This is a genomic window from Solitalea canadensis DSM 3403 (assembly GCF_000242635.2).
Taxonomy (GTDB): domain Bacteria; phylum Bacteroidota; class Bacteroidia; order Sphingobacteriales; family Sphingobacteriaceae; genus Solitalea; species Solitalea canadensis.
Genome location: NC_017770.1, coordinates 2,246,792 through 2,272,788, shown reverse-complemented (window position 1 = coordinate 2,272,788; position 25,997 = coordinate 2,246,792). Strand labels below are relative to the sequence as shown.

20 protein-coding genes and 1 other RNA gene are annotated in these 25,997 nt (G+C 36.4%); 3 read left to right on the top strand and 18 right to left on the bottom strand.

Translation table 11 applies throughout. The features are described 5' to 3' along the window. Nucleotides 1-89 precede the first annotated feature (89 nt). Nucleotides 90-1,667 carry a replicative DNA helicase gene (gene dnaB / locus SOLCA_RS09335; protein ID WP_014680200.1) on the bottom strand — a complete coding sequence of 526 codons (1,578 nt, stop codon included), beginning with the start codon at nt 1,665-1,667 and terminating at the stop codon, nt 90-92. A gap of 351 nt (nt 1,668-2,018) precedes the next feature. On the opposite strand from dnaB, the gene rlmB reads away from it, so the two are divergent. Further along, nucleotides 2,019-2,777 (top strand): 23S rRNA (guanosine(2251)-2'-O)-methyltransferase RlmB, encoded by a 759-nt coding sequence (gene rlmB / locus SOLCA_RS09330; RefSeq protein ID WP_014680199.1) that lies wholly within the window; start codon nt 2,019-2,021, stop codon nt 2,775-2,777. A 77-nt stretch (nt 2,778-2,854) separates the two neighbouring features. Here the strand turns inward: rlmB and SOLCA_RS09325 are convergent, their stop codons facing one another. Both SOLCA_RS09325 and SOLCA_RS09320 read right to left on the bottom strand, forming a co-directional pair. After that, entirely contained in the window at nt 2,855-3,943 is a 1,089-nt protein-coding gene (locus SOLCA_RS09325; RefSeq protein ID WP_014680198.1) for a mannose-1-phosphate guanylyltransferase, read from the bottom strand. A gap of 17 nt (nt 3,944-3,960) precedes the next feature. Continuing rightward, the gene (locus tag SOLCA_RS09320; protein WP_014680197.1) at nt 3,961-4,923 is read right to left on the bottom strand and encodes a KpsF/GutQ family sugar-phosphate isomerase; all 963 of its coding nucleotides are present in this window, start codon (nt 4,921-4,923) and stop codon (nt 3,961-3,963) included. A gap of 100 nt (nt 4,924-5,023) precedes the next feature. Here SOLCA_RS09320 and recQ point away from each other — a divergent pair, with 100 nt between their 5' ends. Both recQ and kdsA read left to right on the top strand, forming a co-directional pair. Beyond that, nucleotides 5,024-7,213 carry a DNA helicase RecQ gene (gene recQ / locus SOLCA_RS09315; RefSeq protein ID WP_014680196.1) on the top strand — a complete coding sequence of 730 codons (2,190 nt, stop codon included), beginning with the start codon at nt 5,024-5,026 and terminating at the stop codon, nt 7,211-7,213. 64 nt (nt 7,214-7,277) lie between these two features. Further along, entirely contained in the window at nt 7,278-8,084 is an 807-nt protein-coding gene (gene kdsA / locus SOLCA_RS09310; RefSeq protein WP_014680195.1) for a 3-deoxy-8-phosphooctulonate synthase, read from the top strand. Here kdsA and SOLCA_RS09305 read toward each other — a convergent pair. The 15 genes from SOLCA_RS09305 to SOLCA_RS09240 form a co-directional block, all read right to left on the bottom strand. Then, the gene (locus SOLCA_RS09305; RefSeq protein WP_014680194.1) at nt 8,081-8,485 is read right to left on the bottom strand and encodes a thiol-disulfide oxidoreductase DCC family protein; all 405 of its coding nucleotides are present in this window, start codon (nt 8,483-8,485) and stop codon (nt 8,081-8,083) included. The two genes, kdsA and SOLCA_RS09305, sit on opposite strands and share 4 nt — an antisense overlap. Before the next feature lie 16 nt (nt 8,486-8,501). Then, nucleotides 8,502-8,936: a DUF6526 family protein gene (locus SOLCA_RS09300; RefSeq protein ID WP_014680193.1), complete on the bottom strand. Its 435-nt coding sequence runs from the start codon at nt 8,934-8,936 to the stop codon at nt 8,502-8,504. 3 nt (nt 8,937-8,939) lie between these two features. After that, on the bottom strand, nt 8,940-10,862 hold the full coding sequence (locus tag SOLCA_RS09295; RefSeq protein WP_014680192.1) for an OmpA family protein: 1,923 nt from the start codon (nt 10,860-10,862) through the stop codon (nt 8,940-8,942). Between the two features lie 340 nt (nt 10,863-11,202). Further along, on the bottom strand, nt 11,203-11,823 hold the full coding sequence (locus SOLCA_RS09290; RefSeq protein WP_014680191.1) for a 7-carboxy-7-deazaguanine synthase QueE: 621 nt from the start codon (nt 11,821-11,823) through the stop codon (nt 11,203-11,205). A gap of 104 nt (nt 11,824-11,927) precedes the next feature. Further along, nucleotides 11,928-12,806 carry a bifunctional 5,10-methylenetetrahydrofolate dehydrogenase/5,10-methenyltetrahydrofolate cyclohydrolase gene (locus SOLCA_RS09285; RefSeq protein ID WP_014680190.1) on the bottom strand — a complete coding sequence of 293 codons (879 nt, stop codon included), beginning with the start codon at nt 12,804-12,806 and terminating at the stop codon, nt 11,928-11,930. A gap of 144 nt (nt 12,807-12,950) precedes the next feature. Next, a complete protein-coding gene (gene lepA / locus SOLCA_RS09280) occupies nt 12,951-14,738 on the bottom strand; it encodes a translation elongation factor 4 (protein ID WP_014680189.1) in 1,788 nt (595 codons plus the stop codon). Between the two features lie 212 nt (nt 14,739-14,950). Then, entirely contained in the window at nt 14,951-17,158 is a 2,208-nt protein-coding gene (locus SOLCA_RS09275; protein WP_014680188.1) for a DUF4954 family protein, read from the bottom strand. Nucleotides 17,159-17,283: 125 nt separating this feature from the next. Next, on the bottom strand, nt 17,284-19,119 hold the full coding sequence (glmS, locus tag SOLCA_RS09270) for a glutamine--fructose-6-phosphate transaminase (isomerizing) (protein WP_014680187.1): 1,836 nt from the start codon (nt 19,117-19,119) through the stop codon (nt 17,284-17,286). A 494-nt stretch (nt 19,120-19,613) separates the two neighbouring features. After that, nucleotides 19,614-20,990, bottom strand: a complete 1,377-nt coding sequence (locus SOLCA_RS09265; RefSeq protein ID WP_014680186.1) for a sigma-54-dependent transcriptional regulator — start codon at nt 20,988-20,990, stop codon at nt 19,614-19,616. Nucleotides 20,991-21,139: 149 nt separating this feature from the next. Beyond that, an RNA gene (gene rnpB / locus SOLCA_RS22640) (RNase P RNA component class A) lies at nt 21,140-21,505 on the bottom strand. A gap of 16 nt (nt 21,506-21,521) precedes the next feature. Further along, entirely contained in the window at nt 21,522-21,944 is a 423-nt protein-coding gene (locus tag SOLCA_RS09260; protein WP_014680185.1) for a c-type cytochrome, read from the bottom strand. A gap of 80 nt (nt 21,945-22,024) precedes the next feature. Beyond that, on the bottom strand, nt 22,025-22,687 hold the full coding sequence (locus tag SOLCA_RS09255; protein WP_014680184.1) for an SCO family protein: 663 nt from the start codon (nt 22,685-22,687) through the stop codon (nt 22,025-22,027). Continuing rightward, a complete protein-coding gene (locus tag SOLCA_RS09250; protein ID WP_157604543.1) occupies nt 22,668-23,141 on the bottom strand; it encodes a hypothetical protein in 474 nt (157 codons plus the stop codon). The genes SOLCA_RS09255 and SOLCA_RS09250 overlap by 20 nt, the downstream gene beginning before the upstream one ends. Nucleotides 23,142-23,406: 265 nt before the next feature. Beyond that, on the bottom strand, nt 23,407-24,768 hold the full coding sequence (locus tag SOLCA_RS09245; protein ID WP_014680182.1) for a hypothetical protein: 1,362 nt from the start codon (nt 24,766-24,768) through the stop codon (nt 23,407-23,409). 12 nt (nt 24,769-24,780) lie between these two features. After that, nucleotides 24,781-25,953 carry an ABC transporter ATP-binding protein gene (locus SOLCA_RS09240; RefSeq protein WP_014680181.1) on the bottom strand — a complete coding sequence of 391 codons (1,173 nt, stop codon included), beginning with the start codon at nt 25,951-25,953 and terminating at the stop codon, nt 24,781-24,783. Between the last annotated feature and the right edge of the window lie 44 nt (nt 25,954-25,997).

Below are 25,997 nucleotides of genomic sequence, written 5' to 3'. Positions count from 1 at the left end.
TTTGTTAGCCTTTACGACTGATTAATCCTAATGGCTATTTGCTTTTATTCTTTAGTTTTTTTTACAGAGAGTTAATGCTAATAGACAACCTAAAATGGTGCAAAATCATCATTACCATCATCGAACTCATTCATTTTAGACGGACGGATAATAAAGTTCTGAGGACGTTCATCATCAAAACCGGCAGAAGGTGTTAAGCCTGAAGCGGCATTTAGATTAGCTGAATCAAAGCCGCCAAAATCAAAGTTATCTGGGTCAAGATCCTGGTATTTGATGTATTTACCAACGAATTTCAATGGAACGTTCTCTAATGAACCGTTACGGTGTTTAGCAATAATAACTTCTGCTACCCCCGCAGTTGAACGACCGCTTTCATCCTGAGTAAATCCATAATATTCCGGACGATATAAGAACAATACCATGTCGGCATCCTGTTCAATAGATCCAGATTCACGCAAGTCAGAAAGCATAGGTTTTTTATCACCACCACGTGTTTCTACTGCACGGCTTAACTGAGAAAGTGCAATTACCGGAACATTCAGTTCTTTGGCAATACCTTTTAATGCCCTGGAAATACCACTGATCTCTTGCTCACGGTTACCTTTTGCATCACCTGAACCATGCATCAGCTGAAGATAATCGATTACGATCATTTGGATACCGTACTGTTGTTTCATACGACGAACTTTAGCACGTAATTCAAATACGTTTAAGCCAGGTGTATCGTCAATATAGATAGGAGCTTCAGCAAGTTTACCAACTTTAGAATGAAGTTGTTGCCATTCATGCTGAGCCAAATTTCCTTTCTTAAGTTTTTCGGCCTCTAATTCCGCTTCTCCTGCAATCAAACGGTTTACTAACTGTACCGATGACATCTCCAGGGAAAATACAGCCACAGGGAAGTTAAAGCCTACTGCGGCGTTTCTAACAGCACTCAGGATGAATGCCGTTTTACCCATTGCTGGACGAGCTGCAATAATTACTAAGTCAGATTTTTGCCAACCGGATGTAACACGGTCTAAGGCGGTAAAACCAGAAGGTACCCCGGTTAAACCATCCGTTTTATCTTTGAGTTTCTCAATTTCAATAACAGCTTTTTTAACAAGATCTGCCATGTTTTCGGCATTTCTTCTTAAGTTACCTTCCGTAATTTTGAAAAGATCACCTTCTGCTTTATCTAATAACTCAAAAATATCAGTAGTGTCCTCATAAGCCATATTTACCGTTTCAGTTGAAATTTCAATCAACTGACGTTGCAAATATTTCTGAGCAACGATACGAGCATGAAACTCTATGTTTGCAGCCGAAGCCACTCGATTAGTTAGTTCCGTAATGTAAAAAGCTCCACCAACCATTTCTAAATCACCACTTTTACGTAATTGATTAGTAACAGTTAAAATATCTACAGGAGAGGACTCGCTGTACAAGTCCATAATGGCTTTAAATATCTTTTGGTGAGCGTCTTTGTAAAAAATCTCAGGACGAAGGAATTCAATAACTGATGTTAGTGCATTTTTTTCGATCATAATTGATCCTAAAACTGCTTCTTCCAATTCAACAGCCTGAGGAGGTAATTTACCGCCAATAAGCTGTGCAGGGCTTTTTCTTCCTGTGGAGCGTCTGTCAGTTTTAGAACGTGAATTGGAATCGAAATTATCAGTACTCATATTGATGAAGTAGATATTTTTAGTTATTGAGCTCGCAAATATATTTACTTAATCTTTAAGGTGTCTTTTGACTTTTGAACAGACATTTTGCTTTTATTAAATCTACCTGATAACGAGCAATGTATGAAATCAGAGTTATTAACATTGTTTGTTAATAAGTGGAATAATTGACAATAAAAGGTTAGATAATGATCTAGTTTTCAATTTTTTTGATGGAGATTGATGGCTGTGGATAATTATTTTTTTGTGGAAAACGTGAAAATGCAAAGCATTTTAGCCTTAAAAAATGTTTAAAATTTAAATGGCAGATATTCAGATATTAAAAGAATTGATTCGTAGTTTTGCTGTCCTATGAGAGATTTTGGCACTGCTAAAAAAGAAAGCAACGAACTTGTGTTTGGCATTCGTGCTGTAATTGAGGCAATTACAGCTGGCAAAGAAATTGAGAGCCTGTATATTCAAAAAGGATTGACTGGAAATCTTTTTGCAGAATTACGATTAGTAATAGCAGAATACAATATTCCGTTCCAGTCGGTGCCTGTTGAAAAGCTTAACCGCTTAACAACAAAGAACCATCAAGGGGTTGTTGCATACATATCTCCAATTGTTTATCATAAAACAGAACATATTGTTCCAGATATCTATGCTGCAGGAAAAACACCTTTGTTATTGGTATTAGACAGGGTAACTGATGTTAGAAATTTTGGAGCCATTGTAAGAACTGCGGAATGTATGGGTGTAGATGCCGTTATTGTTCCTGCGAGAGGTTCGGCGCAAGTTAATCCGGATGCAGTAAAAACATCAGCCGGTGCAATTTTCAGAGTTCCGATTTGTCGTGAAATGAAATTAAAGGATACGTTGGAGTTCCTTAAAGATTCTGGAATTCAGTTGGTAGCTTGTACAGAGAAAACTGATAATGTATTGGCAGACGTGGATTATACGGGCCCAACGGCAATAATAATGGGATCTGAGGAAGATGGAATATCACCGGAGTATATGAAGTACTGTGATGCAAAAGCCAAAATTCCAATGTTTGGGGATATTGCTTCGTTTAACGTTTCTGTATCTGCAGGGATAATTTTATACGAAGCGATACGACAAAGAAAATAAATTTATTACGGGTTTCGAGTTACGTGTTGTGAATTAAATAGTTAATCCGAAATACGTAACCCGCAATCCGTAATTTTTTAAATATACTTTTCGCCGAATTTCTGCTTTACATCCGCTACGATTTGCTTTACTTCCTGCTCCTCGGATTTTTTACAGATCATTAATACATCGTCTTCTTCCACTACAATGTACCCGTCAAGACCTTGTAAAATAACTAGTTTTTCAGATGGTGTTCTTACAATACAATTTGCAGAATCGTACATCATTACTTTGTTAGAATCGATAACTACGTTACCAACATAGTCTTTGTCTTTTTTTACATCATATACTGATGCCCAGGTACCTAAATCACTCCAACCGAAATCACTTGGACGAACATATACATTCTCTGCTTTTTCCATTACTCCATAGTCAATAGAAATATTTTTGCAACGAGTGTAGGCTGTTTTAATAAAATCAATTTCTCTGGCAGAATTATAGTAAACTTTTCCTTCGGAGAAAACTTCATTCATTTCAGGTAAATACTTATTAAATGCAGCTAAAATTGTATTCATATTCCATACGAATATGCCTGCATTCCAAAGAAAATCTCCGCTGGCAATAAATGTTTTAGCTAACTCAAGATCAGGTTTTTCAGTGAAAGTCTTTACCTTATAAAAACTATTTTCAACTACAACATTATTGTATTGAATATAACCATATCCGGTGTCAGGTCTGCTTGGAACTATCCCTAATGTGATCAAAACGTCTTCTTTAGCAGCAAGTTCAAGTGACTCCCTTATATTGTTTTTAAATACCTCTTCTTGTAAAATTAAATGATCAGAAGGGGCAACAACAATACATGCATCACTGTTTATTTTTGATATTTTATGACAGGCATAAGCAATACAAGGTGCTGTATTACGCATTACTGGTTCCCCCAGGATATTGTCATCAATAACATCCGGTAATTGCTCTTTGATAATTTCCCTGTAATTTTCATTCGTTACAAAGAAAATATTTTCTGACGGACATATGTCTTTAAACCGGTCATACGTTTGCTGAATCAGCGTTTTACCAGTTCCTAAAATATCAATAAACTGTTTTGGAAAATTGGTACGACTAACCGGCCAGAAGCGACTCCCGACCCCGCCAGCCATAATAACTACGTAATTGTTGCTCTTCATTTTAAGTATCGACTGTATTATATTATTCCTTCCTTGATTAGATCATGAAGGTGTATAATACCAGCATATTTATTCTTATCTACTACTATTAATTGTGAAATATTGTATTGTTTCATTAGTGCCAAAGCATCAACAGCCATAGCTGAAGCCTCAACGGTTTTAGGTTGGCTGTTCATGATGTCAACGGCGCGCAAGGTAGAAAAGTTTTCATTCTTTTCCATCATTCGGCGTAAATCACCGTCTGTGATTACTCCAACAAGGTGCTCATTATCCACAACAGCAGTAGAACCCAATCGTTTAGAAGAAATTTCTACAATAACCCTTTTAATATCGTCGTCTTTGGCCACTTCCGGTTTCTGATTATTAGAAGAAAGGTCTTTTACTTTCAGGTATAATCTTTTACCTAATGCTCCTCCCGGATGATAACGTGCAAAATCCTGGCTGGTGAAATTACGTTGCTGAAGTAAACATACCGCTAATGCGTCACCCATTGCTAATTGAGCTGTTGTACTGGTGGTGGGTGCCAGGTTTAATGGACAAGCTTCTGTTTCAACAGTTGTATTTAAAACATAATCAGAATGAGTTGCCAGGTAAGATTTCATATCACCAGCCATTCCAATTAATACATTTCCGGATGTTTTTAGGAGCGGTACCAGTACTTTTATTTCTGGTGTATTTCCACTTTTTGAGATACAAATGGTTACATCGTCCTTTTGTATCATTCCCAAATCTCCATGTATAGCATCGGCTGCGTGCATGTACAATGCAGGAGTACCTGTTGAATTCATTGTTGCCACAATTTTCTGCGCTATGATGGCGCTTTTGCCGATTCCGGTGATAACAACACGGCCTTTGGAATTAAGAATGATATTAACGATTGTTTCAAAGTCGTTATTTATGTAAGTTTGCAATCCTAATAAAGCATCGGCTTCTATCTGGAGCGTTCTTTTGGCTGATTCTAATACTTGCAATTTGTTCAAAGATTTAAATGATCGATGTTTTTATTATGTGCAAAATTATGTTATTTTTAATTTAGCAAACTAATCCAAACCATAATATTACTTAACTTTTTCTCGAATAATGGAGGTTAAAAAGTCGCTGTTTGATAACTTGCAGAATTTTTTTGGGTTTGAAAAATTTAAAGGAGAGCAAGAAGAAATCATAACCAGCATACTTTCGGGGAATGATACATTTGTAATTATGCCCACAGGTGGCGGAAAATCAATGTGTTACCAATTACCCGCTTTAATGAGTGATGGTACGGCCATCGTTATTTCGCCATTGATAGCCTTGATGAAAAATCAGGTTGATCAGTTACGTGCCTTCGGTAGTACTGACAGTATCGCACATTTTCTTAATTCATCTTTAAACAAAACTGAAACAGCAAAAGTTAAACAGGATGTTCTGTCCGGCGAAACTAAGTTGTTATACGTAGCTCCGGAGTCTCTTTCGAAGCAAGAAAATATTGATTTCTTAAGAGATATCGATATTTCTTTCGTTGCTGTTGATGAAGCCCACTGTATTTCAGAATGGGGACATGATTTCAGGCCTGAATACAGAAAAATACGTCAGATTATTGGTCAGTTAGGTGAAAATATCCCAATTATTGCGCTAACGGCTACCGCAACACCCAAGGTTCAACAGGATATTCAGAAGAACCTGCAAATGCAAAATTCTCAGGTTTTCAAATCGTCCTTTAATCGACCGAATTTATTTTATGAGATTCGCCCTAAAAAGAATGAATTAAAGGAGATTATCAAGTATATCAAATCGCAAAATGGTAAGGCTGGAATTATTTATTGTTTAAGCCGCAAGAAGGTTGAAGAGGTTGCTGAAACATTAAATGTTAATGGTATTAAAGCGTTACCTTACCATGCTGGTTTGGATGCTAATACGAGAGCGACAACACAAGATAAGTTCTTGATGGAAGACGTTCAGGTTATTGTGGCTACCATTGCATTTGGTATGGGTATCGATAAACCGGATGTGCGTTTTGTGATCCACTACGACATGCCTAAAAGCATGGAGGGCTATTATCAGGAAACTGGCCGTGCCGGTCGTGATGGAGGTGAAGGTAATTGTATTGCTTTTTACGACCAGAAAGACATCGACAAGCTGGCTAAATTCATGAAAGATAAGCCTGTTTCGGAACGGGAAATCGGAACTCAAATTTTGAAAGAAGTAATCGATTATGCAGAGTCTTCTGTATGTCGGAGGAAGCAAATTCTTCATTATTTTGGTGAGAGCTACAATGAAAGCAGTTGTTCTAATATGTGTGATAACTGTCGTAGCCCGAAAGAGCGTTTTGAAGCCGAGGCTGATTTACTTGCGGTATTAAGGTTAATTAATACGCTAGGTGAAAACTTTGATGCAGAGCATATTATAAACATTTTGGCAGGATTGGAAGATGCTGAAATGAACACCTTTAGCCACGATGAAATGCCTGAATTTGGCAGTGGAAAAGACAGGGGAGTGGTAATATGGAAGTCAGTTTTGCGCCAGGCTGTTATTCATAATTTCCTTGGAAAGGATATTGACAGTTATGGTATTCTGAAATTAACGAAATACGGAAAATCATTTATTGATGCTCCTTATTCTATTAAATTCATCATTAACACAGATTTTGATAAGATCAAAGCTTCTGATGATGATGAGGTAAAAGGTGGAGGTGGTGCGCTTGATGATGTTTTGCTGGGCATGTTAAAAGACTTGCGTAAAAAAATTGCGAAACAAAAAAATATTCCTCCTTTCGTTATTTTCCAGGATCCTTCGCTTGAAGAAATGGCAAGTCAGTATCCCATTAATATGGATGAACTCAAGCAGATTTCAGGTGTTGGTAATGGTAAGGCCATGCGTTATGGTGCTCCGTTTATCGAATTGATCAAGAAATATGTAGAGGAGAACGATATCGACCGCCCACAAGATATGGTTGTTAAGTCAACCGTTAATAAATCAAGTCTGAAGGTTTCCATTATTCAAAACATTGACAGGCAAATTCCGTTAGATGATATAGCTTCTTCTAAAGGATTGGGCATGCCTGCGCTTATTCAGGAAATAGAAAGTATTGTTTCTTCGGGTACGAAGCTAAACCTGAACTATTATATTGATGATGTAATAGATGAGGATAAGCAGGATGAAGTATTTGATTATTTCAGAACCGCAGAAGAAGATTCGATAGATCTGGCGTTAGCCGAACTTGGAGAAGGTGATTATTCGAGAGAGGAAATTCAGTTGATGAGAATTAAATTTTTATCAGAGCTGGGTAATTGATCATAGTTCATAGATCATAGACATTTTTAAACTAAGCATTCATTCTAAACATTCATTATTATAAATGATTATTCCAAACATTAAGAATAGCGATTCAACAAATTTCTTTTTATTAGCAGGACCTTGTGCAATCGAGGGTGAAGAAATAGCGCTTCGTATAGCTGAACGTATCGTTAAAATTACCGATAAACTTAATATTCCTTACGTTTTTAAAGGGTCATATCGCAAAGCTAACCGCTCACGTTTAGATTCTTTTACAGGAATTGGAGATGAAAAGGCATTAAAAATATTGGCTAAAGTAGGTAAGGAGTTTGGTATTCCAACTGTTACAGATATTCACGAAAGTCATGAAGCTGCAATAGCAGCAGAATATGTAGATGTACTGCAAATTCCAGCTTTCTTATGTCGTCAAACAGAATTATTGGTAGCAGCAGCTAAAACCGGAAAAGTTGTTAATATCAAAAAAGGTCAGTTTTTATCAGGTGCATCAATGAAACATGCGGTTGGTAAAGTTCAGGATGCAGGTAACCCCAATATCATTTTAACTGACAGAGGAAATTCTTTTGGTTACCAGGACTTAATTGTTGATTATCGCAACCTGGTTGAGATGAAACAATTTAATGTTCCTGTGGTGATGGATTGTACGCACTCATTGCAACAGCCTAACCAGGAAAGCGGAGTTACCGGAGGTAAACCTGAGTTGATCGAAACAATTGCTAAAGCTGCGATTGCGGTTGGTGCCGATGGATTATTTATCGAAACTCACCCAGATCCTAAAAATGCTAAATCTGATGGAGCCAATATGCTTCAATTAGATTTATTGGAAGGCTTGCTGGAGAAACTGATCAGAGTTCGTCAAGCAGTTATTTAATTTAGAAAACGTGCTTTTAGTTCGGGAGTTGGCACCATGCACTGATCTTTTTTTCCGAACCACTTATACCGATTCTGAGCAACCTTATCATAAATCCAATCTCTTATTAAGGGAGGAATAATGATAAAAGCAAAAAGCAAAGGGAACAATCCACTTAGATTTTTAACAAGATATAAAGCCCCGGTTGATTTTAACCGGGGTTTATTATTATCTATCAGAATAAATGAGTTGAAATTCTTTGTATCAAGTTGATATTTTTCTAACAATCGCTGACCCGTTTCAGATTGTAATGCAGCAAAACGAAACTTACCCTTTGAATCATTTCTGATAATAAATTGGACAGTGTTATTACAGAGATTACACACTCCATCAAACAACACGATCAAACGCTCTTCATTCATTTCGATCTCTTGAAATTTATACTCTGTGGTGGTCGGCCTTCCAGTTTTTAATTTGCCTTTTGATTTCTTTACTTGGTAAATTCTCTTCAGCAGCTTTGTGTGCCAGCTCAACAAATTCTTCATTTGGTGCAAATCGAAGTGCGATAATCTGGCTTAAACGCAGACGCGAGTCAAGCAGTTTGCCTGTTAGTGCCAGGTGTCGTAAATTTTCTTCGGCTCTGATAGCTCTGTCTTGTGCTCTTAACGCAAAAACTCTTGAATAATAAGCCAACAGCGATGCACAAACAAACAAGAACAGAATCAGTGAGGCACTGTATAAACTACCGTCATGCTTGCCTGCATTTACGAGGTTTACAATTGAACCGATCAATCCGGCCAGTAGGAGAAAAAACAATAAACCATGAAATCCCTTCACGATTCGGGCATGGTTGGCATAATTTTGAGTGTCCATTTTTTATTGAATGCTAATAATTTTTAATTCTGTTCGACGGTTATTTGCTCTTCCTTTATCGGTGTCATTTGAATCGATAGGTTGTGTCTCTCCCAATCCTTTAAATTTAAAACGAATAGGACTAGGTACAGATCGAAGTAAATAGGCGTATACTACTTTAGCCCTGTTTTCGGATAACAATTGATTTGAATGATCATCACCAACATTGTCAGTATGACCCGAAATCTCTATGGATATGGCAGGGTTTTGTTTCATAAACTGAACTACTTTTTGCAGCTCAACCATTGATTCTGGACTTAGTTTGTAAGAGTTGGTTTCAAAAAAAATATTTTTAAGAATGATTTTCTCTCCGACTGCAATTTCTTTTAAAGGAGCATTAATAGAAAACACACTTGTATTATTATCCTTTTTTATGGAAAAATGATCAGAATAGAATAAATATCCTTCTCGTGATACATTCAACGCATATTGACTACCTTGTGGTAAACTTGCATAAAACTGTCCTGTTTCAGAGTTTGAGACTGATTTATAAACAGTTTCTCCCGTTTTTATGTTTTGAACTTCGACTACCGCATCTAATTTTTCATTTGTTTTCTCGTCATAAACCGTTCCCTTGACAAATGTTAAGGCTTTTGGTTTTAATTGTTGCGGAATATCGAATGAATATAGATCATGACCACCTTTTCCATTGGGATTATTAGTTGAGAAATAACCTTTGCTACCATTACCGGTTACCACCATGCAAAAGTCTTCTAAATAGGTATTGATTGGATAACCGGCATTTTCAGCTTTCTGCCATTTACCTGCGGTATCTTTTCTCGAGTAGTAAATGTCACTTCCTCCCATTCCAGACCACCCATCTGAACTAAAATATAATGTTTCATTATCAGGATGGATAAATGGTGATTGTTCCTCATAGGGAGTATTAATGTTTGGCCCTAAATTTTCAGGCTCTGTCCATGTACCATCATCCTGAAGATAGGATTTCCAAAGGTCTATTTTTCCCAATCCTCCTTTTCTATCGCTTGCAAAATAGAGTGTTCGTCCGTCGGGAGCCAGGCAAGGCTGAGATTCCCAAGCACCGCTATTAACAGGTGCGCCAATATTAATAGGAGCTTCCCATTCAGAACCATTCAATCTGGAATAATAAATATCACATCGACCGTACCCTCCCGGGGCATTGCAAATAGTTAGTAACAGATACTGTCCATCGGAAGAAATGCTTTGAGCCCCTTCGTTTAAATTAGGTGTATTAATATTGCCGCTTAGTTTACTGGCAGGCGTCCACTGGCCTTCAACTAATGAACTGGTATAAAAATCTTCATTATTATTCTCTTTACGAGTAAATATCATCATTTTTCCATCAGCGGTTAAGCTTGGCAAGTACTCATCCGCATTGGTGTTTATACCGGTTCCTAAATTTTTTGGACTAAAAGGAACAGGACGTTTCATTGCGTCGATAGCAAATTTGCAGTCTTCAAGATATTTCTTTGATCTGGCTACTAATAACTGCGACTTATCAGAATACATCATGAATTTATTCAGCCGTTGTTGGGCCTCTGAATAATTGCCTTTTTTGATCTCAATTTCACCTAAATAAAAGTAATTCGTTTTTGAAAAATCAGGGTCGATGGTGATAACTTGAGTATAGTTCAGCTTAGCCTTGTCAGGAGATTTAATAATACGGTAAATATCACCTAACCGCTGATAAGCATCAATAAATGATTTGTCTTCTTCTACAGCCTTATTGAGTACATCAATTGCTCCTTTATAATTTTTTACATTCAGATATGTATCCGATTCTTCATAGTATTTTATTGCTTGCTTTGACTGAGTGGAATATTTAACCTGGGCATTTAGTGTTGAAAAAACCAAGCTCATCAAAAAAACTAAGCTAACTATTCGGGCCAATAATTTAAGCTTCATTTTGTGTGGTTAATTGTACAAGATAAAACTTTAAAATTTAAATTGTATAAATTGTTTATTAGTTATTAGTTTCTAGCAAATAAGTTATTTGATAGTTATATACCTCATTGAATAATTAAGTTAGCAAAAAGATGTTAATGATTGTATACAAATTGAAATAATGGATTATTCACTTGCTTTAAAGGTATAGTATCTAATTATTTTAAAAAGTGAATTTTAAGCTGAGAATTTGATAGAAAAATCAGTGAGCTAACCAACAAAAAAGTAAATGCATTTAAATTGATTTTCAACAAAAATGCATAAAACTTAACAAGAAAATGAATGTGGGAAAGGTATCCGTTTAAGGAATATTGAGGTATTTATGAGTTTGTAAAGAGATTTCCCATTTTGGATTATTCATTACATACTCAACAATTAAAGGGGTCATTTCTTTTGCCTTACTCCACTCTGGCTGTAAATACAATTTACAATCTGCTGAAACACTTTTGGCATGTTGCTCAGCCCATTCAAAATCAGATTTATTGAATACAATTACTTTTAGCTCATGGGCTAATGGCAAAATATCCGGACGAGGAGCTTTGAACTTTTTAGGAGACAAACAAATCCAATCCCAGTTACCAGAAAGAGGGTAGGCACCTGAAGTTTCAATGAATGTTTTGATTCCTTTTGATTGTAATTGTCTGGTAAGATATTCTAAATTATAAATCAGCGGTTCTCCTCCTGTAACTACTACAGCTTTTGAAGGGAACTTGGATGCATTATCAACAATAGTATCAGCAGGAGTAAGCGGGTGTAATTCTGCATCCCATGATTCTTTAACATCACACCAATGGCAACCCACGTCACAACCTCCTAAACGTATAAAATATGCTGCTTTTCCTGTATTAAAACCTTCACCTTGAATAGTGTAAAATTCTTCCATTAAAGGCAATGACGTTCCATCTTCGGGTATTTGGTGCATTTTTATTTTAGATTTGAGATTTTAGATTTTAGATTTGAGATGTGAGACAATAGATATGATCTTTATTTCTCATATCTATTGTCTCACATCTTCTAACTAAAAAATTAATAGATTTCTTTCTTTGCTGCCGACAGGGTGTTTTTCAATAAGCTAACGATAGTCATTAGACCAACGCCGCCTGGTACAGGAGTAATGAAGGATGCTTTTGGCGCAACTTCGTCGAATTTCACATCCCCTTTAAGCTTAAAGCCTGATTTGGTTTCAGATGATTCAACACGATTAATACCTACATCAATAACGATAGCTCCATCCTTAACCATATCAGCGGTTACAAAATCAGCTTTACCGATTGCAGCAATCAAAATGTCAGCTTTTTTAGTGTACTCGGTAATATCTGGAGTTTTGCTGTGTACAATAGTAACAGTACAATTGCCCGGATTGTTGTTGCGGGCCATTAAAATACTCATTGGCGATCCTACAATATTGCTTCGTCCAACTACTACACAATATTTTCCTGTAGTATCAATACCATATTCCTGCAGCATTAATAAAATGCCATAAGGAGTGGCAGGAATAAAACAAGGAAGATTGCGCTGCATTCTGCCCAGATTGATAGGGTGGAAGCCGTCCACATCTTTGCGGTGATCAATTGCTTCTGTTACTTTTTCAGCATTAATGTGTTTAGGTAAAGGTAGTTGAACGATAAATCCATCAACACCTTCATCCTTATTTAATTCATCAATCTTTTGAAGTAACTCCGCTTCAGAAATTGAAGTATCATACCTAACTAAAGAAGATTTAAAACCTACTTTTTCACAGTTTTTCATTTTGCTGGCAACATAGGTTTCGCTAGCACCGTCATTTCCGACTAAAATAGCTACCAAATGAGGCTGGCGACCACTTTGTTTAGTAAATTCGGCTGCTTCTAAAGCGATGTCATTCTTAAGTTTTTCTGATACTAATTTTCCGTCAAGTAATTGCATGATTGTGTATTACGGGTTTCGGGTTTTGAGTTTCCGGTTATTGATTATTTGAAAAAATAACCCGAAATTCATTTATAATAATTATGAATTGCGCATAATAAGTACACCTAATTTGTAACTCGTAACACGCAACTCGTAATTTCATTAATCTAATTTAAGTACCGCCATAAATGCTGATTGAGGAATCTCTACCGAACCAACCTGGCGCATACGTTTCTTACCTTCTTTTTGTTTTTCTAATAACTTACGCTTACGAGAAATATCACCACCATAACATTTTGCAGTTACGTCTTTACGCATGGCTTTTACCGTTTCACGAGCGATAACTTTTGCACCAATTGAAGCTTGGATAGCGATTTCAAACTGCTGACGTGGTAAAAGCTCTTTTAGTTTTTCACAGATTTTTTTACCAAAGTTATACGCATTGCTACGGTGAATTAATGAAGAAAGCGCATCTACCGGATCACCGTTCAAACGAATGTCCATTCTTACCAAGTCAGACTGGCGATAACCGATCTGATGATAATCAAAAGACGCATAACCCTTAGAAATTGTTTTCAGCTTATCATAAAAATCGAATACAATTTCACCCATTGGCATTTCAAATACCAATTCTACACGGTCTGATGTAAGGTAAGACTGGTTCACAATTGTACCGCGTTTTTGAATACAAAGTGAAAGAACAGGTCCAACAAAATCAGCCTTTGTAATAATGTTAGCCTTGATATATGGCTCTTCAACAAAATCAATCTTACTTGGATCCGGTAAGTCTGAAGGATTATTTACAATTACTTCTTCTGTATCTTTAGTTAAATATGCTTTGTACGATACGTTGGGAACGGTAGTAATAACGGTCATGCCGAACTCACGTTCCAAACGCTCCTGAATGATTTCCATGTGAAGCATTCCTAAGAAACCACAACGGAAACCAAAACCTAACGCTGCTGATGATTCAGGTTCGAAAACAATAGAAGCATCATTCAGCTGTAGCTTGTGCATCGCTTCGCGAAGTTCTTCAAAGTCTTCGGTATCAACAGGATAAATACCGGCAAATACCATTGGCTTAACCTCTTCAAAACCAATTATCGCTTCACCAGGATTGTCAATTTTAGTAATTGTATCACCCACTTTTACCTCGCGGGCTTCCTTAATACCAGAAATAATATAACCAACATCACCGGTTTTGATTACATCTTTTGGTTCCTGGTTTAATTTAAGTGTTCCAACTTCGTCGGCAATATATTCCTTACCTGTAGCTACAAACTTAACTTTATCATTTTTGCGGATTTCGCCGTTAAGAACTTTAAAATAAGCGATGATACCACGGAACGAGTTAAATACTGAGTCGAAGATCAGGGCCTGTAACGGTCCGTTCGGATCGCCGAGAGGAGCAGGGATACGTTCAACAATAGCTTCAATAATTTTATCGACACCTAAACCTGTTTTACCTGAGGCTGGGATAATTTCATCACGGTCGCAACCAATTAAATCAACGATCTGATCCTTAACCTCTTCAGGCATTGCACCAGGAAGGTCCATTTTATTCAGAATCGGAATAATATGTAAGTCGTGCTCTAAAGCTAAGTAAAGATTAGAAATAGTTTGAGCCTGAATACCTTGAGAAGCATCTACAATAAGCAGGGCTCCTTCGCAGGCAGCAATCGAACGTGAAACTTCATAGGAGAAATCTACGTGGCCGGGAGTATCAATTAGATTGAAGATATAATTCTCTCCTCCAACTTTATACTCCATTTGAATCGCATGGCTTTTAATGGTGATACCACGTTCTCTTTCCAAATCCATATTGTCAAGCAATTGAGCTTGCGCCTCGCGTGCACTGATGGTTTTGGTGTATTCTAATAAACGATCGGCCAGGGTACTTTTACCGTGATCAATATGGGCAATAATACAGAAGTTACGAATGTTCTTCACTCAAAAATTGATTTAAAAAGTATATTGTTACTTGTTTTTTGACAATGGCAAAATAGCCTATAAATATGCCAAAAAAACCTTTTCAGAGTAAGCATTTGTTTTGTTTTTTGAATACTTAAAAAAACAAATTAATAACCCTAAAAAAATAACAGGCTGCAAAAATACGCTTTTACCCCGTATTTTCGCAGCCTGTCTGATTATTTAATCGTTTATTATAAAGCGTTTACCGGAAATTTGTATTGAACTACATGTTCAAGGAAATGCAAATAGCTTGTTTGAACGGTTTTAATAAATTCATTATCGTTAATATTTCCCAAAACCATTTCCATCTCTTTCTCATTATCGTATGGAAGCTTTCGGAATTCGTTCATGTAATCTTTATTACGCGAATCGAAAGTACGGTCTTTTACTTTTTCTGCAATTTCAATTGCCCAGTCGAGCCATTCGTTCCATTTATTTTCAATGTCAACAGCTGTTCTGGTTAAATGAAGGTCTTTTAATACAGCAAAGGCATATTCTGCTTTTCGTTGCTCGTAGAAGCGATGCAAGTAATTGTAATGATCATGGATTTTATTCCAGTTATCTAAAGAACCATCCTTGATTTTACTTTTTAGTTCGGCTACATCATTTTCTGATACCAGTTGTCCACCTAAATTAATCCATTTACTACGTTGACCTTCGCCTAATCGGGCAATTATTTGGTTTAAGTTGGCCAACTTATGCGTTCTTGAGTACTCAATTACCGTTTTTATCGCAAAATAATGAATCATTTCCCGATATGAATTATAGGCCTCACTAGGTTTCAGAATTACGGTTTTACGACTATTGGCTTCTACAATTCCTCCTAAAACCTCTATTTGATTTAGTTTTTTTGATGAATTTAATAAAGTAGCACGACCAATTTCTTCATAACCAGCACCTGCTTGTCCATTCAAGTCTTTTTTACGTGAACGATCAGCACCTACCCAGTTTTCTAATAAGCTTAACGCCTCAAAAATCTCTTCAATGGTGTCTGGAGCTAAATAATCAAATTCAAACTCCTGGTATCTAATCTTTCTGGCATCTCGGGCATGGTATTTCCATGAATTACGAGCCAGGGCATACATATTATACATCCACCAGTAAGCTGGGATTATTTGCAAAAGATCTTCACGTTCATTGATAGAAACCAATGAGAACGGTAGCGAAATATTCAATTCAGCAGGGTAGGAGCCTTTGGCCAAAAGCGTAAATGAAGCAAACTTACTGTTGTGTTTAAGGCTTACGCACAAGCCGGGCCAAAAACCGCGTCCCGTAACAATTTCACCATCATTAGCTCTTGAATTGTGGTTAGAACCGATAGTAGCTCCGGCGGCAATATTACTTTGACCTAAAACCGTTGCTGCTATTAAAAATGAATTGTTATGGTGTTGCTCGTGACCCGGATAAATCAAACAGTTTAATACCTCACAACAGGAAATGGTTGAGTTTTCCCCGAGGATTGAGTTGATTAAGCGTGCTCCGTATTTTAAAGAGGAATTATTGCCTAACGAAAAACGAACGGCTTTAACTCCGTAGAATATTTTACAACCAAAACCAATAATACCGTTTACTAGTTCAACTCCTTCGCCAATTTGTGTGCGGCTTTCAAAAGAACTGTTAATGGTAAGATTTTTTAGTTTGTTTGCCCCTTTTATATAAGCTCCATTCCCTATTATTACATCTTTAATGATCTGGCAGTTTTTAATCACACATTGTTCGCCAATTGTTCCATAAAAACCTCTTGTAGCTGAAAATTGATTTTCCGTTATTTCGACGAATTTGTGCATGAGTTCGTCATCGTCACGGTATTTCGACCATAGAAAGGCATCGCTTGTAAGCATACCGTCAAAAGGTAAAATCTTGCGACCGCCATTTTCATTACATATTTCAAGCCATATTCTTACATTCTCATCTTCACCCTTTTTTAAAATCCCGTTGCCAAATTTGGAGTAATTGGAAACCTGCAATTCGTTTACATTGAATAATATGCTTTCATTACCAATGATGTAATGAGAAACATAATTTACATTATTCAGCGAAACGTTATTGCCTAAATCACAGGAAACGATTGTTGAATTATATAAACCGACCGGATAGCGCATGTCGTGATATTCGAGGAAATATTCCTCGAGATCACCAATGCGAACCAGACCGTAAAAATTACAGTTTCTTACAAAACTTGGGTTAAATTTATCTGTAACCAACAGGTTATTCCAGTCATCTGAGAGGTTTTGGTTAGCTTGTAAAAGCTGAATCTCATCTCGACGCAGCTGGCGATAATTATTTGAGTTCGATTGCTCAAAGCGTAAATAATACTCGTCCTTTCCTTCCGGAATCTGGTCACCCGAAATGAAATTATGACCGAGTTGCAACATCGAATCCTTTTTTATTAATGCCATATATTGATTGTGATTACACGAATTATTGATTACACAGATTTTATGAAAAAATGATTATACCGATTGTTTGATGATTACACTTAAAGTAATCGGTGTAATCTAAACTAATCGGTATAATCATATAATTACTCTACCGTTACCGATTTAGCTAAATTTCGTGGCTGGTCAACATTGCAACCTTTTAAAACACCGGTATAGTATGCAAATAACTGTAATGGAATTACGGCAAGTAATGGAGTTAGTAACGGGTCGGTTTCTGGGATTTCCATTACATGGTCAGCTAAGTGTTTAACAACGTCATCGCCTTCATTTACTACAGCAATTACTTTGCCTTTTCGTGCCTTAACTTCCTGAATATTCGAAACGATTTTTTCGTAAGTATGATCTTTGGTGGCAATAAACACAACCGGCATTTCTTCATCAATAAGAGCAATCGGGCCGTGTTTCATTTCGGCGGCAGGATAGCCTTCTGCATGGATGTATGAAATTTCTTTGATCTTTAACGCTCCCTCAAGTGCAATAGGGAAATTATAGCCACGGCCTAAATAAATCATGCTTTTAGCATCCATGTATAAGCTGGCTAATGATTGTGCAATGTAAGAGTTCTCAAGAATCTGCTGCACTTTTTCAGGGATAAGATCTAATTCAGTAATAAGCTTTTTGAAGCGCTCATTATCGATCGTACCTTTTTCTTTTGCAACCTGCAACGCGATAAGGTACAGAACAGTTAACTGAGCTGTAAATGCCTTGGTACTAGCAACACCGATTTCAGCCCCTGCGTGTGTGTATACACCGGCATGAGATGCTCGTGGAATTGATGAACCTACCACATTACATACACCCAGAATGATAGCGCCCATTTCTTTAGCCTTTTCGATGGCTACTAATGTATCGGCTGTTTCACCTGATTGTGAAATGGCAATCACTACATCACCATCACGGATAACCGGGTTTCCATAACGAAATTCAGAAGCATATTCAACTTCTACCGGCACGCGACAGATTTCTTCAAATAAATACCGCGCAACCATTCCTGCATGCAATGATGTTCCGCAGGCAATAATTACAATACGTTTAGCATTAGATAACTGATCAATATATTCGCGGATTCCTCCCAGGTATACTTTTTTATCTTCTAACAGCAATCGTCCACGCATACAATCAAAAATGGTGCTTGGTTGTTCAAAGATTTCTTTAAGCATGTAATGCTCAAAGTTTCCTTTTTCAATAGCAGCAAGTTCAATGTCTAACTCTTTGATATAAGTGTCGTGGATATTGTTTTCAAGGTCGGTTAAGGTGAGTTTACCATTTTTAATAATAGCAACTTCAAAATCCTTCAGGTAAACAACCTGGTTAGTGTATTCAATTATAGGAGTAGCATCTGAAGCAAGGAAGAATTCATTTTTACCAATCCCAACAATTAGCGGAGAGCTTTTTCTTGCGGCAATAAGCAAATCCGGATCATCTTGCGACATTACGACAATTGCATAAGCGCCTGTTACGCGTGTAAGTGCAATACGAACAGCATCTTCCAATGAGCATCTAAGATTTTCCTGAATATCTTCAATGAAATGAATCAATACTTCACTATCAGTATCACTATCAAAAATATGTCCTTTGCTTTGTAATTCTTTCTTAAGCGTAGCATAATTCTCAATTATACCATTGTGAATAATTGCCAGTTTTTTATTGTCTGAAAGGTGAGGGTGAGAGTTGCGGTCGCAAGGTTCGCCGTGAGTAGCCCAACGGGTATGGCCCATACCAATAGTGCTGTCTATAGAGTTTGCATTGGCATGTTCTTCAAGATTGATAACCTTACCTTTCTTCTTAAAGATGGTCAGGTCTGGATTCATAACAGCAATACCAGCGCTGTCGTATCCACGATATTCTAAACGTTTTAAGCCATTAAGCAAAATAGGCAGAGCTTGCTGTCGGCCAACATAAGCGATAATTCCACACATAATAAATATAGATTTTTTGTGATCGGCACTGTTAATCCATTAATCGCTAGCTAATGTTAATATTGATAGTTAGCGCTATTGAGGTACAATGTAAGTGCCATTTATGACACAAAAGTATTCGATTAAATGATTGGTAGGAAAAATGGGTTTTCAGCTTTGAAGCTCGAAATATGAATGTTTTTTTCTTTTTGTAAAAAATACACCAATCTTTCAATTAGGGAGCTGTTAGACTTACGATTTTGTATGTAATTGCTAAAATTTTTTAAATCATGGCAATTTGTTGCAAATTTGTTAATGAAAAATCAATCAGAAGGCTTGGTAGGGATTTGTGTAATGATATTTTTCTAGTTTGGGTTGCAATCAAGAAATAAACATTAATAATTTTATAATAAAAATAAGTATTTGTTATTAAATTGATAATGAAAAAAAGATGGCGATTTTAACGCCATCTTTTTGTGAAAAAATATTTTTAGGATTTGAGAAAGTGATTCATTTTAATTGGCCCCAATTTCTTCTCGTTTTAATCCAAATTTTTCTATTTTACTATACAAATGACTTCGCTGAATGTCAATTTCATCAGCAGTTTTTGAAACATTCCAATTGTTTTTCTCCAATTTATGCTTTATAAATTGTTTTTCGATATGATCTTTGAATTCCTGGAATTTACTGAAACGTTCAAAGTCGAAATTACTCTCATTCGAAGTAGATAACTGAGGAGAGTGAGAGAATAGCTGTACGTCTACATCTGTAATAACTTTATCACTCATAATGATCAGTCGTTCGATCATATTATGGAGCTCACGAATATTGCCAGACCATTCAAGGTTTTCCAAAGCACGTAAAGCCTCTTTTGTGAGCTGTTTTACTGGCATTCCGTAATCTGAGCAAATTTCATCCAGAAAACTTTCAGCTATCAAGGTCACGTCACCTTTCCTTTCTTTTAATGCAGGAACATTGATAATAATTACACTCAAGCGGTGATAAAGGTCTAAGCGGAAATTTCCTTTTTCAATTTCCTTTAACAAATCTTTATTAGTCGCGGCAATTACTCTTACATCAACATCGATTTCACGTTCACCGCCAACACGGGTAATTTTATTTTCCTGAAGAGCGCGCAATACTTTTGCCTGTGCTGAAAGGCTCATATCACCGATTTCGTCAAGAAATAATGTTCCACCGTGTGCTTGTTCAAATTTTCCAATACGTTGTTTAATTGCCGAGGTAAACGAACCTTTTTCATGTCCGAATAATTCACTCTCAATTAATTCAGATGGGATTGCGGCACAGTTAACCTCAATAATTGTACTGGCCGATCTGTTGCTTTTTTCATGAATCCATCTCGCAACCAATTCTTTACCGCTACCGTTAGGTCCCGTAACCAACACACGGGCATCAGTAGGAGCAACACGCTCAATGGTTTCTTTAATTTTCTGGATTGCAGGGGAGTGGCCCAGAATTTCCCTGGTCTTCGAAACTTTTTTCTTTAATACTCTTGTTTCGGTTGCCAAAGCACCTCTGTCAAGCGCATTTCGAACAGTAATTAAAAGACGATTCAGATCAGGTGGTTTTGAAATGAAATCAAATGCACCTTTTTTGCTGGCCTCAACGGCTGTTTCAACCGTTCCATGGCCAGAGATCATAATAAATGGTAGATCAGGATTGGTTTGCTGTGATCGGCTTAATACCTCCAATCCGTCCATTTTGTTCATTTTAATGTCGCACAGCACCAGGTCATAGTTGTTTTTTGCAATTAACTGAAGTGCTGACTCACCATTATCGGTGTCATCAACATCATAATTCTCGTACTCAAGAATTTCGCGCAAGGTATTACGAATACTGCGCTCATCATCAACGATCAGAAGTTTTGCCATATGTTTAAGTAGATTTTTAAACGATAAAAAAGAGCTTAATTTAATTTCTTGTTTTGTTAAAAGATAAAGAGCGCTTATAACAAGGAATTTATTTATATAAAAATAGAAAACCCCGCAACTATTCAAAATATAATTGCGGGGTTTTTATAAAAAAATACAAACGTATAAGCCGGGTTCTGTTTCTCAATCCGATCAAGTCAGATTGATATCTGTCATTTATCTCGAATGAATGTCACCATTCATCTCTAGCAACCTACCCTCCGGAATTGAGCGAGCAGCCCTCAAGCTCCGGTTTATTTGGTCTTTCAACTCCTGAGGTTTACCGCGATGCCGGTCGCCCGACAAAGCCGTGAGCTCTTACCTCACGTTTTCACCCTTACCCCAGCAGAGCCGGGGCGGTATATTCTCTGTGGCACTTTCTGTTCCCGTTTTGCGAGACCTTCCTGTTAGGAAGCAGGATGCTCTATGTTGCCCGGACTTTCCTCACTTTTCAGCGCGACAGACCAGTTTGTATGATGCAAAAGTATCAAATTACTTACATTTTTTAAGATCTTCTTCAACTTGTTTTATTGAATAGGTTGAAGATTTATTACCCCATGAATTAGTAACATAGGTAATGATCTCTGCTATTTCAATAGAGCTCAGGTTGTTATAGCCAGGCATAATTCCATCATAAGACTTGCCATTAACTATCATTTTTCCTTGTTTCCCATTTTTTATCATGCAGGCTAAATCAGACATATTATTAAATAAGTAATCCGATTGAGCCAACGGAGGTATTAGTTCACCTAAACCTTTACCATTTTCCATATGACAATTCTGACAATACTTTTGATACAGATACATGCCTTCAGCATAGTATTGTTTCTCTTTTATTTCTTTAGGATTAGAACAAGCGATCAATCCACCCACGATAGCTCCCAAAAGAACTAAAACTGTAATTTTTTTCTTCATCAAGGTTTTAAATAGTTATTATTCAATCTTGTGTTAGTTGAGATTTTAAATAATAATTCGGCCTATTTTTAAATTGAAGTTTAGTGCTTTTTGTATTCCAAAAGAAGTTTATCCATATCCTTCATCATCTGCTCAACTGCTTCTGTATTTGTTCCATCATACACACCACGGATATGACGATCTTTATCCACCAAAATGAAAGCACCGCTGTGTACAATTCCGCCTGGTTGTGTATTATCTTCTTTTGCTGTAGTTAAATAGCTGCTTTCTGCTATAGAGTAAATAGTGTCGCGGTTACCGGTAATAAAGTTCCATTGATTTCCCTCAACGCCAATTTTATGTGCAAATTTCTTTAATACACTAACAGAATCATGACGAGGATCGATACTATGCGATAAGATCCCAACTTCAGGATTACCTTTAAATTTGTCATAAACCACCAGCATGTTTTTTTTCATAATAGGGCAGATGGTAGGGCAGGAAGTAAAGAAGAAATCAGCTACGTAGATCTTATCTTTAAAGGTTTCATTGCTTACCCACTGGCTATCCTGATTTACAAACCGGAAAGGCTGGATAGTTTGATAAAGCGTATCAATAACCTCTTTTCCGTCAACCATTTTGGTTACAGGTTCTCTACGACCTAAGATTGGAAGTTTACTATCGTCGGTTTTATTGCAGCCAACAAATGCTAATACCATTCCAATGGCAACTAAAGGAATAAGGTTACTTAACTTTATATTCATTCAAAAATTTATTAGCGTCAGAAATTGATTGGTTAAATTCTTTTTGAACATTCTCAATGCTTTGTTTGCCATCATTAAGGTATTTCATGATCTCTTCATGCGATTTACCTTCAAACTTTTGATCCAAATCACTTGTAAATGAATGCATCCAATCAGACATATTATCAACAGCAGAATCAATTTTGGTTGATAATCCATTAATTTTAATTCTTAAAGCAGCAGTATCTAATGTAGGATTGGCAATTTTCAAGCTGTCCATTTTAGCTCCTAAACCAGAGATTTTCTTTTTCAATTTAAAAAGCTCTTCTTGTTTAGGCATTACTTCATCATGAAGTAACATGCTCTCAGAAAACAAGTTTTTCTCTTGTTCCTGATCTTTCTTTTTCTGATTACCGCATGAAGACATTACGCCTATTGCAATTAACGAAAGTAAAATGGTCGTGATTTTATTCATGTTAGATCTGTTTATTTCTATAATCTTTTTAAAGTATGCATCTAAAGCAAATAGCATGCATAATTATAAAGCAATTAGAATTTTAGGTTCAAAAACAATTGCAAAAATAGAAAATACGCAAGCAAGTTTACCTACGTACAACGTAAGTATGTTGTCACATACATGAGAAAATGTAAAGTTTAGATTGATTGAGGCGTAGAAAAGGGAAGCGTAATAATCAAATATAAAACAAATCCTGACACTTTAATGTCAGGATTTAATAATGCTATTCTGCAGGATTAGCCTGCCATTTTTTTGCTAACGGAATCATTACAAAAATGATCATTAGGAGTGCAAAGATGAAGTTGGCGTAATCAATGTAATAAACAGGTTTGTAATAATCTGTTTCAGTTTTTGATAGATAATCTATCCGGTCAGAAAGTTTCACTAAAAGTCTATAGGAAACGCTTATAAAGCCAGTTAAAGACCATAACGCTAACAAATAACAAACTCCGGATACTAACTTCTTTCTTCTTTTATTAATATAAACGAAAGCTAGTATGAAAGCAGCAATAGGTTGTAAAATTAATAGCATGCAAGCATCCTTCTCTGATGAAACCATTAATAAGATGTTGAGAATAACAAGAACTCCAAAGGTGATTAAACTGATGAACCAGGTTTTAATCTGTGTAATTCTGAACGATAATAGCACTATTGTACAACCTAAACACCAATAAATGAAGCATATACTATCTTCCAAACTCATTATGTTACGGTGTTTTGCATTGTCTAAAGTAGTTATAGCATTATTAAGGTTATACGACTGCACATAGTCTCCTTCCGTTCCATATTGCTCAATTGTTTTCCCATTTAGTCTGAAATCAGGAGTTGCAAATATTGAGTTAACTAGTCGATCAACATCTAATCGGTATTCAATTCCATATTTATTACAAATGGATAGGTACCTGTTTATTATTGCTTTTACAGTATCACTTTTATGATTTAGCAATAATTTATGGGCAGTTTTTCTAATAACCGTGTCTGATTTTAATGAAGTTTTTGAGACTGAATTTAAAGAATAAATTTCAGGACCTCTGTTATAATCTAAATAACTGAACGCAGAAACCGGCGTATAATTACTTGAGTCTTTATTTGCGGGAGAATTGTAATAATTATTAGGGTTAAAGTCGTCAGTGTTAAAAGGTAAAAAATGGGATGCAATATTGATAAGATTAGCTTCTTCAATCAGATTAGTATCTTTAGAAAGTTCGCGAAGCTTATGAATTCTGCCTTGCCCTTGTGAAAACATCAAAAAAGAAACACCGGCGATTGCAATCAGAATAATAAAGAATTCTTTTATTAAATAAGTGTTATTGATTGGTAAATAACTTTTGAACGCATTTTGACGTAAATAGAATGCCAACCATGTAATTAGGGTTAACACTCCGACTAGTAATGATATGATGATTTCTTCACCGCCAGATCTGAAATAGTTGTAATAAGTTAAATCTTTTAAATTGTTTACCGAATTATAACCCCATAAATAGAATAATACATTTAAGAGTAATACAAAAGGTAATAGTATATAGATTCGAGTGTTCCATATAAGTGGATAATGCAACAGCAACCATTGTCCAATTTTTTTCATTTGGATAGAAGTTTAATTAGTAAAAAATCTCCGAGAAGATTGTGAAATATTTCTCAAATAAATGATCTCCAGCTGATGTTGTGCAATTGATTGTAAAACAGCTCCCATGGTTTGTTCAGGGGAGAATGATACGATATAAACGTTTCCGTTATATTTCAGGTGATTTGGTGATAAATCCCGGAATGTTTTCTCTACGCTTTCTCTAGTAGCGGGAGTTTCTAATTCAATGATTAGTTCATAAACAGGTTTTGATTCCTCGTCAATTTTTTGACCGTTTAATTGCTGATATTTAGGTTTGCCGTGCTCAAGGTAGATGATTTTATCTGAAACCTTTTCCACCTCATAAATATGCTGTGAACTCAATAAAATTCCAAAAGGCCTGCTCGCCGAACGAGAAAGGAATTTTAAATCCTGAAGGACCGTTTGTTGGGCGTTAATATCTAGATTAGCTAATGGCTCATCCAGCAACAAAACTTTAGGCGCTCTCAATAATGTTTTTGCCAGCTCAAAACGTGTTCTGTATCCGGAGGAGAGACGGTTCCAGCTTAGGTGTCTGAAAGGCCTTAATCCTAAACGGGCTACAATCATTTCAGCCCATAACAGATTGTCACTGCCTTTGATTCCTTGCTGTGTTAGTGTAAAATTCAGATTATCCATTAAACTGCCCCACCAACGTGGGATGCGTTGAGGTACATATACTAATTTGGAGCGTAATTCATAATCATGAACATTATTGGCGAAGCTGTAATTAATTAAACCCGAATCAGGATATAATTCAGCAGCTAACAAACGTAATAAGGTGGTTTTTCCGTTTCCGTTTTCTCCAACCAATCCGATAACTTCACCGGCCGATAATGTAAAATCAATGTCATTTAGCTCAAAATTGCTTTTAGCATACTGTTTAGACAGTGATTTAACAGTTAATAGTTCTTTTTGATTTGTTGAAGAATCCAACGGCCCTATTTTCTCAATAAGCGCCAATAATTCAACTGCTTTTGTACTTATTTCATCTTTTGCTACTGATGCAATACTTTGTTCATACCACTCACAATAGGAGAGTGCTTGTTTAAATAGGGTTGTATCAGCGGTTTCTATTACACAATCCAAAAGGCGTCGATGTGCAAGATCAAAGTCCCCGGAGTTATAATGCCTGCGGACTTCAACTATTTGTTCGTTAAAACTCATGTAGATGTTATACTGTTCTTTTAATTTAAATGATTCTTAACTAA

Coding starts and splice junctions, on each gene's coding strand:
- dnaB (WP_014680200.1), bottom strand. CDS start 1,667: ATGAGTACTGATAATTTCGATTCCAATTCACGTTCTAAAACTGACAGA.
- rlmB (WP_014680199.1), top strand. CDS start 2,019: ATGAGAGATTTTGGCACTGCTAAAAAAGAAAGCAACGAACTTGTGTTT.
- SOLCA_RS09325 (WP_014680198.1), bottom strand. CDS start 3,943: ATGAAGAGCAACAATTACGTAGTTATTATGGCTGGCGGGGTCGGGAGT.
- recQ (WP_014680196.1), top strand. CDS start 5,024: ATGGAGGTTAAAAAGTCGCTGTTTGATAACTTGCAGAATTTTTTTGGG.
- kdsA (WP_014680195.1), top strand. CDS start 7,278: ATGATTATTCCAAACATTAAGAATAGCGATTCAACAAATTTCTTTTTA.
- SOLCA_RS09305 (WP_014680194.1), bottom strand. CDS start 8,485: ATGAATGAAGAGCGTTTGATCGTGTTGTTTGATGGAGTGTGTAATCTC.
- SOLCA_RS09300 (WP_014680193.1), bottom strand. CDS start 8,936: ATGGACACTCAAAATTATGCCAACCATGCCCGAATCGTGAAGGGATTT.
- SOLCA_RS09295 (WP_014680192.1), bottom strand. CDS start 10,862: ATGAAGCTTAAATTATTGGCCCGAATAGTTAGCTTAGTTTTTTTGATG.
- SOLCA_RS09290 (WP_014680191.1), bottom strand. CDS start 11,823: ATGCACCAAATACCCGAAGATGGAACGTCATTGCCTTTAATGGAAGAA.
- SOLCA_RS09285 (WP_014680190.1), bottom strand. CDS start 12,806: ATGCAATTACTTGACGGAAAATTAGTATCAGAAAAACTTAAGAATGAC.
- SOLCA_RS09275 (WP_014680188.1), bottom strand. CDS start 17,158: ATGGCATTAATAAAAAAGGATTCGATGTTGCAACTCGGTCATAATTTC.
- glmS (WP_014680187.1), bottom strand. CDS start 19,119: ATGTGTGGAATTATCGCTTATGTTGGCCGACAGCAAGCTCTGCCTATT.
- SOLCA_RS09265 (WP_014680186.1), bottom strand. CDS start 20,990: ATGGCAAAACTTCTGATCGTTGATGATGAGCGCAGTATTCGTAATACC.
- SOLCA_RS09260 (WP_014680185.1), bottom strand. CDS start 21,944: ATGAAGAAAAAAATTACAGTTTTAGTTCTTTTGGGAGCTATCGTGGGT.
- SOLCA_RS09255 (WP_014680184.1), bottom strand. CDS start 22,687: ATGAATATAAAGTTAAGTAACCTTATTCCTTTAGTTGCCATTGGAATG.
- SOLCA_RS09250 (WP_157604543.1), bottom strand. CDS start 23,141: ATGAATAAAATCACGACCATTTTACTTTCGTTAATTGCAATAGGCGTA.
- SOLCA_RS09245 (WP_014680182.1), bottom strand. CDS start 24,768: ATGAAAAAAATTGGACAATGGTTGCTGTTGCATTATCCACTTATATGG.
- SOLCA_RS09240 (WP_014680181.1), bottom strand. CDS start 25,953: ATGAGTTTTAACGAACAAATAGTTGAAGTCCGCAGGCATTATAACTCC.